Here is a 12369-nt window from a genome sequence, read left to right on the forward strand (position 1 = left end):
CATGTTCGACATCGGCTTTCTCGAACTGCTGATCATCGGCGTGGTCGCCTTGCTGGTGCTCGGTCCCGAGCGGCTGCCCAAGGCGGCGCGTACCGCCGGACTGTGGATCGGCAAGATCAAGCGCACCGTTTCCGGCATGCAGCGTGAAATCAACGCCCAGCTGGAGGCGGAGGAGCTGCGCCAGAAGCTCGAGGAACACCAGAAAAGCATCAACAGCGGTCTCGACAGGACCCGCAAGAACGTCGAGAGCTATATCGAGTCCTCGGGCGCCGAAGCCGACCCCCAGAAGACGCCTCAGGCGCGGGATGACACCAGCCCGCCGGCGCAGGCGGATCGGCAGCCAAACGCCGAAGCCGCCTCTAGCGCCAGTGCCGAGGCGGCCGAGCATGAGCCCGTCACCCCCTCGACCTCGGTCTCCGGCACCCCCTCTGCCGACGACAAGGATGCCACACCGCGATGAGTGACGCCCCCTCCCCGCGCGACAAGACACCGGAAGATCCCCCCCAGGCACCGTTGATCGAGCACCTGATCGAGCTGCGCTCGCGCCTGATGCGGGCGGTGGTCGCGGTGCTGGTGATCTTCCTCGGCCTCTATGCGTTTTCGAACGACATCTACACCTTCGTCGCCGACCCGTTGATGGCCCTGCTGCCGGAAGGCTCGCAGATGATCGCCACCGAGGTCGCCTCCCCCTTCCTGGCCCCCTTCAAGCTGACCCTGGTGGTCGCGGTATTCGTCGCCGTGCCGTTCGTGCTGCACCAGCTCTGGGCCTTCATCGCGCCGGGCCTCTACGAGAACGAGAAGGTTCTCGCGGTGCCCCTGCTGGTATCGAGCGTGCTGCTCTTCTACGGGGGGGCAGCCTTCGCCTACTACGCGGTGTTCCCGTTGCTGTTCGACTTCTTCGTGCACACCGGGCCGGAAAACGTTGCGGTGATGACGGACATCAACCAGTACCTCAACTTCGTTCTCAAGCTGTTCTTCGCCTTCGGGGTCGCCTTCGAGATCCCCATCGCCACCTTCCTGATGATCTGGACCGGGGCGACCACCGTCGAGAGCCTGTCGAGGAAACGTCCGTATATCATCCTGGGCTGTTTCGTGGTGGGCATGCTGATGACCCCGCCGGACGTCATCTCCCAGAGCCTGCTGGCCGTGCCCATGTGGCTGCTCTACGAGATCGGCATCCTGTTCGGTCGCATCGTACGACGCCGAAGACAGCAGGAAGAAGAGGACGCCGACTGAGCGCCTGGCCGGCGCTCACTTCATCATTTCATCGAGCTTGTCGACCAGCTTGAAGATGCCCGTCGCCGCCTCGGCGAGGCCCTTGGCGGTCATGAAGGCCGGGGTCGTCACCACGCGATGCTCGCGATCCACCACCACCTCGTCGGCACGGCAGCTCTTGTGCAGACCGCCCATGCTGCTGATGGCCCCCGCGATCTGGGCATGGTGACCGACCGTCACCGGGATGGTGACGTCCAGAAGGCGCGGCGCCAACAGCGAGGAGTAGCACATCAAGCCGATCGGCTTGCCGGCCTCGAAGAAGGCCACGACCTTGTCGCGCAACAGCGGCAGAACCGTCATGTCGGCGCCGGCTTCGGCGAAATTCGACAGGTTCTTCGCCACTCCCTGGCCCCCGGGCAGAATCACGCCATCGAAGCCCCCGACATCCAGTGCCTCGAGGGGCTCGATCTCACCCCGGGCCAGCCGCGCCGATTCGACCAGCATGTTGCGCGTTTCATCCTCGCGGGCCTCGCCGCTGACATGATCGATGACCTGGGGCTGGGCCAGATCCGGCGCGAAACAGCGATAGACGATCCCCAGCTGGTCGAGACGCAGCAGGGTGAGCGTCGTCTCGTAGATCTCCGAACCGTCTCGAAACCCGCAGCCGGACAGGACAACCGCCACCTGTTTGCTCATGCCTTTCTCCTCGCATCGGGCCCCGGAGGGGCCCACATGATGGAAATTTCACTCTAGAGCGTCTTTCGGGGTGCGACAAGGCACCGGCGTTTTCGCCACTCTCATGCTTGATATACTAGCCAATACCATCTCGTCGCTGTCATCGCGCTGCCACATTCTCCAAGCAGAGTGGCAAGGCTTGCGACGGCGACCCTCGGACCGGAGACACGAACTTGAGCCTGCTGATCTCACGCCAGTACCCCGCCACCCGTCTGCGGCGCATGCGCAAGGACGACTTTTCCCGACGCCTGATGCGCGAATCGTCGCTGAGCCCGGACGACCTGATCCTGCCGGTGTTCGTGCTGGAGGGCGAGCAGCGACGCGAGGCGGTCGCCTCGATGCCCGGTGTCGAACGACTGTCCCTGGACCTCCTGATCGAGGAGGCGCGGGAAGTAGCCGCCCTGGGTATCCCCGCCCTGGCGCTGTTCCCGGTCATCGATGCCCAACACAAGAGTGAACTGGCCGAAGAGGCCTACAATGCCGGCGGGCTCGTGCAGCGTAGCGTGCGGGCCCTGAAGGAGAGCCTCCCGGAACTGGGTGTGATCACCGACGTGGCCCTGGACCCCTACACCGTGCACGGCCAGGACGGCATCCTCGACGCCCAGGGCTACGTGCAGAACGATCGCACCGTCGAGACCCTGCTCAAGCAGGCGCTCTCTCACGCCGAAGCCGGTGCCGACGTGGTGGCCCCCTCGGACATGATGGACGGTCGCATCGGCGCCATTCGCCGGATCCTCGAGCAGGAGCAGCTGCACAACACGCGCATCATGGCCTACTCCGCCAAGTATGCCTCGCGCTACTATGGCCCCTTCCGCGACGCGGTGGGCTCGGCAGGCAATCTCGGCAAAGCCGACAAGACCACCTATCAGATGGACCCGGCCAACAGCGACGAGGCCGTGCATGAAGTGGCCCTGGACCTGGCCGAGGGCGCCGACATGGTGATGGTCAAGCCGGGCATGCCCTATCTGGACGTGGTCCGGCGCATCAAGCAGGAACTGGCGGTGCCGACCTTCGCCTACCAGGTCAGCGGCGAGTACGCCATGCACATGGCCGCCTTCGAGAAGGGCTGGCTCGATGCCGACAGCGTGATTCTCGAATCGCTCATGTGCTTCAAGCGGGCCGGCGCCGACGGAATACTGACCTATTTCGCCAAACGCGCCGCCCAGTTGCTCGATCAATAACCCGTCGAGGCGCGGCACTCCTCGTCCAACTCGGGAAGTCATGTGATGGAAGAGTCGCGCGATCCCAGGAAGTCATCCGCCGGAGAGGAGCAGGGAGCCTCGCCCATGCAGTCCGGCGCCTCTCCGCCACCGCTGAGGGTCAACCGTACCCGCACCGGCATTCATGCCAAGCCGACCCCCTCGCCGGAGGCGGAGCTGGATGAACCCGAGCTCTACTTCAATCGCGAGCTGTCGCACCTGCAGTTCAACATCCGGGTCCTCGAGCAGGCCCTTGACGCCTCTCATCCGCTGCTCAACCGCCTGATGTTCCTGCTGATCTTCTCCTCGAACCTCGACGAATTCTTCGAGATTCGGGTCGCGGGCCTCAAGCATCAGCTGGAGCTGGGGCGCGACGACACCGGCGCCGATGGCCTGACGCCGAAACAGGTGCTGAAGGAAATCGCACGCATCACCCACGACCAGATCGAGCGTCAGTACCAGATCCTCAACGAGGTGCTGTTGCCCGCCCTGGAAGCGCAAAGGATTCGCTTCCGGCGCCGTAACCAGTGGACCGATGCCCAGCGCGAGTGGGTCCGTGACTACTTCGAGGAAGAGGTCATGCCGGTGATCAGCCCCATCGGGCTCGATCCGTCGCATCCCTTCCCCCGGCTGGTCAACAAGAGCCTCAACTTCATCGTCGAGCTGGAAGGCCAGGATGCCTTCGGCCGGGAAGGGGGCCTGGCGATCCTGCCCGCGCCACGCTCGCTGCCTCGCCTGATTCGCCTGCCCGAGGCGCTGGCCGGGGAAGGCTATGCCGACTACCTGTTCCTCTCCTCGATGATCCATGCCCATGCCCAGGAAGTCTTCCCCGGCATGAAGGTGCATGGCTGCTACCAGTTCCGCCTGACTCGCAACGCCGACATGGCCGTCGATCCCGAAGAGGTCTCCGACCTGGCCTCGGCGCTGCGTGGCGAACTGCTGGCCAGGCGCTACGGCGATGGCGTGCGGCTGGAAGTGGCGGACAACTGCCCCGATGACCTGGCGGCCTTCCTGCTCAAGCAGTTCGAGCTCGAGGAACAGGATCTCTACCGTGTCAACGGACCGGTCAACCTGATACGCATGATGGCCTTGATCGGCAGCATGGATCGCCCCGACCTGCTCTACCGCCCCTTCACCGCCGGGCTCCCCAAGGAACTCCGCGCCGAGGGCAGCCTGTTCGACACCATTCGCCAGGGCGACATCCTGCTCCATCACCCCTTCCAGTCTTTCGCCCCGATCGAGGATCTGCTCCGGGAAGCGGCTCGGGACAGCGACGTGCTGGCGATCAAGCAGACGCTGTACCGCACCGGCGCCGACTCGCCGATCGTCGGCGCCCTGGTCGATGCGGCACGCAACGGCAAGGAAGTGACGGTGGTCATCGAGCTTCGCGCACGCTTCGACGAAGCCGACAACCTGGCCCTGGCCTCGCGACTGCAGGAAGCCGGTGCCATCGTCATCTATGGTGTCATGGCCTACAAGACCCACGCCAAGATGGTGCATATCGTGCGCCGGGAGAAGGGCGAACTGCGCTACTACGTTCACCTCGGCACGGGGAACTACCACTCCAAGACGGCCAAGCTGTATACCGACTACAGCCTGCTCACCGCCAACGAGACGCTCTGCGAGGATGTCCACAGGGTCTTTCAGCAGCTCTCGGGCATGGGCAAGCCCCGCAACATCGCCACCCTCCTGCATGCGCCCTTCGTGCTTCATGAGCGCCTGGTCGAGATGATCAATCGTGAAGCCAGACTTGCCGAGAAAGGCAAGAAGAGTCACCTGATCATCAAGTGCAACTCCCTCACCGAGCCTCGCCTGATTCGCGCCCTCTACCGTGCCTCCCGGGTCGGCGTGAAGTGCGACCTGATCATCCGTGGCATGTGTTGTCTGCGCCCGGGCGTGCCCGGCATCTCGGACAACATTACCGTGCGCTCGATCATTGGCCGCTTCCTCGAACATACCCGGGTGTTCTATTTTCACAACGATGGCAAACCGGAGGCGTGGGCCTCCAGCGCGGACTTCATGGAGCGCAACATGTTTCACCGGGTGGAGACCTGCTTCCCGATCCTCGACAAGAAACTCGCCCAGCGGGTACGCAAGGACCTGGAGACCTACCTGGTGGACAACTGCCAGAGCTGGCTGCTGCTTGAGGACGGCAGCTATCAGAAGCAGGAGGCCGGCGATGCCGCGCCGATCAGCGCCCAGGAGACACTGTTGTACGCCTATGCCGCCAAGCCTTAGTTACGCCTCGCGAAAGGCCTTCAATGTCCCGGGATCGAGGCCGTCGACCTCTACCGGCATGTTCAGCGATTCGCGAACCCGACGTACCCGCAGGCGCTCGGCAAGACGCTCGCTGTCGTCGTCCGGGGTGCGCCCATTGAGTTCGGCCAATTGCTGCATGCCTTGGTGATAGAACGCCAGCAGGTCCAGGGCGCGGGGATCGTGGCGCTCCAGGCCGGCGTCTCGAAGTGTCGACAGATGCGCACTGACCCGGGCCAGGTGATGCTTGAGCTCCCAGGCATAACGCTGGTCCGCCAGCCAGGGCCGTTCGCGAAGCACCGCCACCACCACGCTGGTCGTCAGCAAACCCAGCAGGACCCCCAGCGCATTCATGCCCAGGCTCGAACCGAACCGGGCGGTCAGCACCTGCGAAAACAACACTCCCAGGACGATGAATTGCCCGGTCACGACGACCGCCATGAGGCGTGACTTGCGACGAAACTGCCCGGGGTCGTGATGCTCGAAGCGAAAACCCATGCCTGCCGTCACTCATTCGACCCGTTGCGCAAGCGCTCTGCCGCGCGCCGCAGCAGATCGTCGGTCGCCTCCCATCCCAGGCAGGCATCGGTGATCGAGACGCCGTAACGCAGCGCTCCCGGGTGCAGGGGCTGTCTGCCTTCATGCAGGTGCCCCTCCAGCATCACGCCTACCAGGCTGGTATCGCCACGCAGGCGCTGGGCGAGCACGTCCAGCAGCACCTCGCTCTGGCGTCGATGGTCCTTGCGCGAATTGGCATGGCTGCAGTCGACCATGATCCGCGGCTCGAGCCCTGCCTCCCGCATCGCCCGGCGACAGGCCGCGACGCTGACGGTGTCGTGATTGGGTTGGTCGTGGCCACCGCGCAGCACCAGGTGGGTGTGCGGGTTGCCCTGGGTCTCGCGCATGATCGGCCGGCCCTGGGCATCCATGGCAAAATGGCTCTGGGGATGGGCCGCGGCATGCATGGCGTCGATGGCCACCCCTACCCCGCCATCGGTGGCGTTCTTGAAGCCTACCGCCGCCTCGAGCCCGCTGGCCAGTTCGCGATGCACCTGGGACTCGGTGGTGCGCGCGCCGACGGCCGCCCAGCTCAGCAGATCCTCGAAATAGGGAGCCGCCATGGGCTGCAACAGCTCGGTAGCGACCGGTAGCCCCAGGGCGGCGATATCGCGCATCAGTCGACGTGACAACGCCAGGCCATGGGCCATGTCGTCGCTGCCGTCCAGGTGCGGATCGTAGGCCAGCCCCTTCCAGCCTACGGTGGTGCGGGGCTTCTCGACATAGACCCGCATGACGAGCTGGACGCGGTCGGCCACCTGCTCGGCCAGTCCGGCAAGACGTTCGGCGTATTCGAGCGCCGCCTCGGGATCGTGTATCGAGCAGGGCCCCAACACCACCAGCAGGCGGTCGTCACGACCGTCGAGAATGGCGCGCACCGCCTGGCGCTGAGCGGTGATCCGGGCGCGAAGTTCGGCATCGAGGGGTAGCTGCTGACGCAGCTCGGCGGGGGTCGGCAGCACCCGCTCGCGACTCGAGGGGTGACGTGATTCGATAGCGGCTTCAACCTTGGGCACTTGTGCGTTCATCATCCTGTTTCCTGGCCGGCTCGCCTGGGCGAGATTCATGAGCCCAGCGGGCTACATCGGGAATGTCGTGGGCCACCGATGTGTTCCCGGCCAGAGGCGGCAGACTGTACCGACCGGGCGCTGTTAAATCGCCAATACCCCTCGTCACGATAGCCGGTTGCTTCAGCTCGGCAGGCGAAGAGTGCGGTGGTCATGGTCCAGTCTCCTTGATGGATCGCGTGGTGCTTGCCTTCAACAAAAACCCCCCGGTGGGTTGCCACCGGGGGGTTGATGCTTGGGGACGGAGGCAACCCTGCTGGTTCAGGATGCGCCTCTCGGTTCAGTTCGTCTGGGCCGAACCGCCGGGCGCACCACGGCTAAACCAGCGCCAGTAGCCGCCCCGGTAGCACTCACGCACCATCGCCAGCGCATGCTGGGCGTCGGATACGGGTCGGCTATGAAGGGCAGGCTGCATGGGTGTCTCCTTGGTTGACTACTATCCTACACGGCCAGCGTGCGTTGGCAACCGTCACTCGAAATATTGTACCCAGACAATGGTCGCGGGCAGTGCGCTCATGCCCACCACTACCACCAGTCCCAGGAAGAGTGCCATGAAGCCGCTTTTATCCTTGAAGTTGGGATCGTATTCCGCCATGCATTCGTCTCCTTCGAATCAAATCAGGGGACACTCATCTTAGCGCGTCACGGGTGGGGTGACGACTCCCGGGGTGCGTAGGTGAAGACATCGGAAAATACCCGCTCGGGATTCAACCCCAAGGGCTTCAGGGTATCGATACAGGCATAGACCATGCCCGGGGAGCCGGACAGATAGACATCGTACGCCGAGACGTTCTCGAGATTCGCCGCCAGGACCTCGTCGATGCGTCCCTGATGCCCTGTCACCCGCTCGCTGTCGAACCCCGGCTCGAGCGGCGTCTCGGCCACCGCATGGAAGCTGAAGTTCGCATGGGTCTCGGCCCAGGTTCGTGCAAGGCTCTCGAGATAGAAGTCCCGGCGCTCGCGCACCGCCCACCAGAACGACACGGGCAGCGCCTGGTCAGCGGCGAGGGCGGCTTCCAGCAAGGCCTTCATCTGCGCGAAGCCCGTGCCCGCGGCGATCAGCAGCAGCGGGCGCGAGCTGTCGGGGTCCAGACGGCATTCGCCACCGGGCAAGCGCACCGTCAGTACTCCAGAATCGAGAATCAGCTCCCGCAGCCGCTGGGAATTCTCGTGCTCCGGCCAATGCTGGATGTGCAGCTCGATGGTCCCATCGCCACGATGGGCGTTGGCGATGGAAAAGGGCACCCAGATATCCTCCTCGAGCTTGAGTTCCAGGTACTGCCCGGGGGCATGGGCCATCGCTTCCGCGCGGCCCTCGAGATGCACGCGAAAGACATCGGGTGTCAGATCCTCCACCGCGCTCACGTGACAGGTCAGAGTCCTTGCCGTCATGCTGTCCTCATTGTGTTGTCGAAGCGATTCATCGATCCATCGCGCCGGGCAGGACGATGCCCAGCTCTTCCCAGCGCGCATCGACGCGTGCCTTGATCTCGGCATCCATGCCGATCGGCACTCCCCATTCGCGATCGGTCTCGCCAGGCCACTTGGCGGTGGCATCCAGTCCCATCTTCGAGCCCAGCCCCGCCACCGGCGAGGCGAAATCGAGATAATCGATCGGCGTGTTCTCCACCATCACCGTATCCCGTGCCGGGTCCATGCGCGTGGTAATGGCCCAGATCACATCCTCCCAGTGGCGCGCATCGACATCGTCATCGAGCACGATCACGAACTTGGTGTACATGAACTGGCGCAGGAAACTCCATACGCCCATCATCACCCGCTTGGCATGGCCTGGGTACTGCTTCTTCATGGTGACCACCGCCATGCGGTAGGAGCAGCCCTCCGGGGGAAGGTAGAAGTCGACGATCTCGGGAAACTGCTTGCGCAGGATCGGCACGAAGACCTCGTTGAGTGCGAGCCCGAGGATGGCCGGCTCGTCCGGCGGGCGGCCGGTATAGGTCGAATGATAGATCGGATCGCGCCGATGGGTGATGCGCTCGACGGTGAATACCGGGAAGGTCTCGACTTCATTGTAGTAGCCGGTATGGTCGCCAAACGGCCCCTCTGGCGCGGTGTCGTCGGGATGGATGAAGCCCTCGAGGACGATCTCGCTGGAGGCCGGCACCTCGAGGTCCGCGTGCCCGCACTTGACCAGTTCGGTGCGCGACCCGCGCAGCAACCCGGCAAAGGCGTATTCCGACAGGGTGTCCGGCACCGGGGTGACCGCACCGAGGATGGTCGCCGGATCGGCGCCCAGTGCCACCGCCACCGGGAAGGGTTCGCCGGGATGGGCCTCGCCCCACTCCTTGAAGTCCAGCGCGCCACCGCGATGCGACAGCCAGCGCATGATCAGGCGATTCTTGGTCAGCTTCTGCTGCCGGTAGATCCCCAGGTTCTGGCGCTCCTTGTGGGGCCCCTTGGTCACCACCAGGGCCCAGGTCACCAGCGGGGCCACGTCGCCGGGCCAGCAGTGCTGGATGGGGATGCGATCGAGATCGACCGCGTCGCCCTCGAGCACCACCTCCTGTACCGGGGCACGTTTGAGCGTCTTGGGCCCCATGCTCATCACCTGGCGAAAGACCGGCAACTTGTCGAGGGCGTCACGGAAGCCCTTGGGGGGTTCCGGCTCCTTGAGGAAGGCCAGCAACTCCCCCACCTCGCGCAGGGCCGTCACCGACTCCTGGCCCATGCCCAGCGCGACCCGCTTCGGCGTGCCGAACAGGTTGCCGAGCACCGGCATGGCATGGCCCTTGACGTTCTCGAACAGCAGCGCCGGACCGCCGGCACGCAGGGTACGATCGCAGATCTCGGTGATTTCCAGGTAGGGATCCACCTCGGCGGTCACGCGCGTGAGCTCGCCGTTCTTTTCCAGCCCCGCGATGAATTCGCGTAAATCCTTGTATTTCATGCGATTACCATCTCCCGAACGACAGAAGGGGCAGCATAGCATGCCGCCCCTTCTTTCAATGCCTGGCCTGGTGCTATAGCTACGCGGCTTTTCCGAGGCCAGGTCTTTGCGAAGGCGCTGTAAACCCCTCCCTGGGCGCTACCTTTTCCATCCATGGAAAAGGACCTTCGCGCCGACCTGGCCTCGGCGCCGCTCGCGCTGGAGTTCTTCAGAGAAGACGTTGAGAGCTGGCCGTTGCGAGCGAAGACGAGACAAGGCGGAAAACGGCGCGAGCACGGAGTTTACTTTAGTAAATGAGTAGCTTAAGCCGTTTTCCAACGCCGTATCGTCGAGCGCAGCAGGGCAGAATCAACGTCTCTTCATGGCCTCGAAGAATTCCAGGTTGGTCTTGGTATCCTTGAGGCGATCGATCAGGAACTCGGTCGCCGCGGTATCATCCATCGGGTGAAGCAGCTTGCGCAGGATCCACATGCGCTGCATCTCGTCTTCCGAGGCGATCAGATCCTCGCGGCGAGTGCCGGAACGGCGGATGTTGAGCGCCGGGTAGACGCGCTTCTCGGCCAGCTTGCGGTCGAGGTGGGCTTCCATGTTGCCGGTGCCCTTGAACTCCTCGAAGATCACCTCGTCCATCTTCGAACCGGTGTCGACCAGCGCGGTGGCGAGAATGGTCAGGCTGCCGCCCTCCTCGATGTTGCGTGCGGCACCGAAGAAGCGCTTGGGCTTCTCCAGGGCATGGGCATCGACACCCCCGGTGAGCACCTTCCCGGAGGACGGCACCACGGTATTGTAGGCCCGCGCCAGGCGCGTGATGGAGTCGAGCAGGATGACCACGTCCTTCTTGTGCTCGACCAGGCGCTTGGCCTTCTCGATCACCATCTCGGCGACCTGCACGTGTCGGGCCGGTGGCTCGTCGAAGGTCGAGGCCACCACCTCGCCGCGCACGGTGCGCGACATCTCGGTCACCTCTTCGGGGCGCTCGTCGATCAGCAGCACGATCAGATGGCACTCGGGGTTGTTGCGGGTGATCGAGGTGGCGATGTTCTGCAGCATCAGCGTCTTGCCCGCCTTGGGGGGCGAGACGATCAGGCCACGCTGGCCCTTGCCGATGGGGGCGGTGAGATCGATGATGCGGGCGGTGAGATCCTCGGTGGAGCCGTTGCCGATCTCCATGACCAGACGTTCCTGGGGGAACAGCGGGGTGAGGTTCTCGAAGAGGATCTTGTGCTTGGCGTTTTCGGGCTTGTCGAAGTTGATCTGGTTGACCTTCAACAGCGCGAAGTAGCGCTCCCCTTCCTTGGGCGGGCGAATCTTGCCGGAGATGGAATCGCCCTTGCGCAGGTTGAAGCGACGAATCTGCGACGGCGAGACATAGATATCGTCTGGCCCCGCAAGATAGGAACTGTCGGCGCTGCGCAGGAAGCCGAAGCCATCCTGGAGGATTTCCAGCACACCATCGCCATAGATGTCCTCGCCGCTCTTGGCATGCTTCTTCAAGATGGCAAAGATGATGTCCTGCTTGCGGGAACGGGCCAGATTGTCGATACCCATCTGCTGGGTGATTTCCAGCAGTTCCGGCACGGTCTTTTGCTTGAGTTCGGTAAGATTCATCGGTTTGTTCAGAAGTTGCTCTTGTCAGCGTGGCGGCGTGCGCCGGAATAGGACAGGAGGCGGTGTCGATGCGCCGCGCAATGCGTTCAGAGGCCCGAGGGTTTCCGCTCGCCGGATAGGCTCATCTGATGGCGGCTCCAGCGGAGACCATGATCGCTATCGGCATCGAGGGAGGTGCTGTTCTTGTTGCCTGATGTCATTCAACCGTTGTCGATCGAGGCGATCGATCGCAGGGTGAATCAGTGGGCTACTGACGACTTGGAAATTGATCGCGTAACGATCGGAAAGTATTCGGAACAGGCGAACGACTCGATGTTAGTGAAGCCCGCCGTCAAACGCAAGCCCTGTCGTCAACGCGACATGACTCGAATTGCAGGGTGGATCAGGGGGCAGCGAGGAGGAAGGTCTCGAGCTGCACCTCGTCGATGGCGCCGACCCGCGAGGCTTCGAGGTCCCCGTCGACGAACAGCAGCAGCGTGGGCATGCCGCGTACGTTGTATTTCAAGGCCGCCTCGGGATAGCGGTCGGTATCGACGAGATAACCACGACACTGCATCCCGGGGCGTTCCAGAACCCGCTCCAGGCGTGACATCAACGTCTGGCAGGGCACGCACCAGGCGGCGGTGAAGACCACCAGGACAGCACCGGGCAGTGCGAGCACCTCTTCCAGGGCGGTATCGGAGAGCCATTTCACGGCTTTTTCGGCCATCGTCTTCCTCGGCTTGACACATCCATTGCAGCGTCCATTGGACGATGCCCGGGCGCGATTGACAAGCTCTGCGGGGCCCAGCACCCTTGCAGCATCATCAACACAGGGACAGCG

General features: G+C 63.7%; 13 protein-coding genes. 4 read left to right on the forward strand and 9 right to left on the reverse strand.

From position 1 onward, the window contains the following. Position 1: 1 nt before the first annotated feature. Together tatB and tatC are read left to right on the forward strand one after the other, a co-directional pair. Positions 2 to 460 carry a Sec-independent protein translocase protein TatB gene (gene tatB, locus BUA41_RS04230; RefSeq protein ID WP_072820019.1) on the forward strand — a complete coding sequence of 153 codons (459 nt, stop codon included), beginning with the start codon at positions 2 to 4 and terminating at the stop codon, positions 458 to 460. Continuing rightward, positions 457 to 1236, forward strand: a complete 780-nt coding sequence (gene tatC, locus BUA41_RS04235) for a twin-arginine translocase subunit TatC (RefSeq protein WP_072820020.1) — start codon at positions 457 to 459, stop codon at positions 1234 to 1236. The genes tatB and tatC overlap by 4 nt, the downstream gene beginning before the upstream one ends. A gap of 15 nt (positions 1237 to 1251) precedes the next feature. Here tatC and elbB read toward each other — a convergent pair whose 3' ends face one another. Beyond that, positions 1252 to 1911, reverse strand: a complete 660-nt coding sequence (gene elbB / locus BUA41_RS04240; RefSeq protein WP_072820022.1) for an isoprenoid biosynthesis glyoxalase ElbB — start codon at positions 1909 to 1911, stop codon at positions 1252 to 1254. A gap of 212 nt (positions 1912 to 2123) precedes the next feature. On the opposite strand from elbB, the gene hemB reads away from it, so the two are divergent. Further along, on the forward strand, positions 2124 to 3131 hold the full coding sequence (gene hemB, locus BUA41_RS04245; protein ID WP_072820024.1) for a porphobilinogen synthase: 1008 nt from the start codon (positions 2124 to 2126) through the stop codon (positions 3129 to 3131). Between the two features lie 105 nt (positions 3132 to 3236). Beyond that, positions 3237 to 5387: a polyphosphate kinase 1 gene (gene ppk1 / locus BUA41_RS04250; protein ID WP_072820026.1), complete on the forward strand. Its 2151-nt coding sequence runs from the start codon at positions 3237 to 3239 to the stop codon at positions 5385 to 5387. On the opposite strand, the gene BUA41_RS04255 is transcribed toward ppk1, so the two are convergent. The 8 genes from BUA41_RS04255 to BUA41_RS04280 all read right to left on the reverse strand — a co-directional run bounded on the left by BUA41_RS04255 (position 5388) and on the right by BUA41_RS04280 (position 12255). Continuing rightward, a complete protein-coding gene (locus tag BUA41_RS04255; protein ID WP_072820028.1) occupies positions 5388 to 5903 on the reverse strand; it encodes a DUF3087 family protein in 516 nt (171 codons plus the stop codon). An 8-nt stretch (positions 5904 to 5911) separates the two neighbouring features. After that, a complete protein-coding gene (locus BUA41_RS04260; RefSeq protein WP_072820175.1) occupies positions 5912 to 6991 on the reverse strand; it encodes a 3-deoxy-7-phosphoheptulonate synthase in 1080 nt (359 codons plus the stop codon). A gap of 319 nt (positions 6992 to 7310) precedes the next feature. After that, entirely contained in the window at positions 7311 to 7445 is a 135-nt protein-coding gene (locus tag BUA41_RS19560; protein WP_281247813.1) for a hypothetical protein, read from the reverse strand. 54 nt (positions 7446 to 7499) lie between these two features. After that, complete coding sequence (locus tag BUA41_RS19565; protein WP_281247814.1) at positions 7500 to 7625, reverse strand: hypothetical protein; 126 nt, start codon at positions 7623 to 7625, stop codon at positions 7500 to 7502. Positions 7626 to 7672: 47 nt separating this feature from the next. Continuing rightward, positions 7673 to 8422 (reverse strand): NAD(P)H-flavin reductase, encoded by a 750-nt coding sequence (locus BUA41_RS04265; protein ID WP_072820030.1) that lies wholly within the window; start codon positions 8420 to 8422, stop codon positions 7673 to 7675. A gap of 28 nt (positions 8423 to 8450) precedes the next feature. Then, complete coding sequence (ubiD, locus tag BUA41_RS04270) at positions 8451 to 9938, reverse strand: 4-hydroxy-3-polyprenylbenzoate decarboxylase (protein WP_072820032.1); 1488 nt, start codon at positions 9936 to 9938, stop codon at positions 8451 to 8453. Between the two features lie 348 nt (positions 9939 to 10286). Next, positions 10287 to 11546 carry a transcription termination factor Rho gene (gene rho, locus BUA41_RS04275; protein ID WP_072820034.1) on the reverse strand — a complete coding sequence of 420 codons (1260 nt, stop codon included), beginning with the start codon at positions 11544 to 11546 and terminating at the stop codon, positions 10287 to 10289. 382 nt (positions 11547 to 11928) lie between these two features. After that, positions 11929 to 12255: a thioredoxin family protein gene (locus BUA41_RS04280; protein ID WP_072820037.1), complete on the reverse strand. Its 327-nt coding sequence runs from the start codon at positions 12253 to 12255 to the stop codon at positions 11929 to 11931. Positions 12256 to 12369: the final 114 nt, after the last annotated feature.

The sequence above is a fragment of the Modicisalibacter ilicicola DSM 19980 genome (assembly GCF_900128925.1).
Taxonomy (GTDB): Bacteria; Pseudomonadota; Gammaproteobacteria; order Pseudomonadales; family Halomonadaceae; genus Modicisalibacter; species Modicisalibacter ilicicola.

What these genes read in the sequence shown, in the direction of transcription:
- BUA41_RS19560 (WP_281247813.1), bottom strand. Translation starts at nt 7,445, where the DNA reads ATGCAGCCTGCCCTTCATAGCCGACCCGTATCCGACGCCCAGCATGCG.
- tatC (WP_072820020.1), top strand. Translation starts at nt 457, where the DNA reads ATGAGTGACGCCCCCTCCCCGCGCGACAAGACACCGGAAGATCCCCCC.
- BUA41_RS19565 (WP_281247814.1), bottom strand. Translation starts at nt 7,625, where the DNA reads ATGGCGGAATACGATCCCAACTTCAAGGATAAAAGCGGCTTCATGGCA.
- BUA41_RS04280 (WP_072820037.1), bottom strand. Translation starts at nt 12,255, where the DNA reads ATGGCCGAAAAAGCCGTGAAATGGCTCTCCGATACCGCCCTGGAAGAG.
- rho (WP_072820034.1), bottom strand. Translation starts at nt 11,546, where the DNA reads ATGAATCTTACCGAACTCAAGCAAAAGACCGTGCCGGAACTGCTGGAA.
- tatB (WP_072820019.1), top strand. Translation starts at nt 2, where the DNA reads ATGTTCGACATCGGCTTTCTCGAACTGCTGATCATCGGCGTGGTCGCC.
- BUA41_RS04255 (WP_072820028.1), bottom strand. Translation starts at nt 5,903, where the DNA reads ATGGGTTTTCGCTTCGAGCATCACGACCCCGGGCAGTTTCGTCGCAAG.
- BUA41_RS04260 (WP_072820175.1), bottom strand. Translation starts at nt 6,991, where the DNA reads ATGAACGCACAAGTGCCCAAGGTTGAAGCCGCTATCGAATCACGTCAC.
- BUA41_RS04265 (WP_072820030.1), bottom strand. Translation starts at nt 8,422, where the DNA reads ATGACGGCAAGGACTCTGACCTGTCACGTGAGCGCGGTGGAGGATCTG.
- elbB (WP_072820022.1), bottom strand. Translation starts at nt 1,911, where the DNA reads ATGAGCAAACAGGTGGCGGTTGTCCTGTCCGGCTGCGGGTTTCGAGAC.
- ubiD (WP_072820032.1), bottom strand. Translation starts at nt 9,938, where the DNA reads ATGAAATACAAGGATTTACGCGAATTCATCGCGGGGCTGGAAAAGAAC.
- ppk1 (WP_072820026.1), top strand. Translation starts at nt 3,237, where the DNA reads ATGCAGTCCGGCGCCTCTCCGCCACCGCTGAGGGTCAACCGTACCCGC.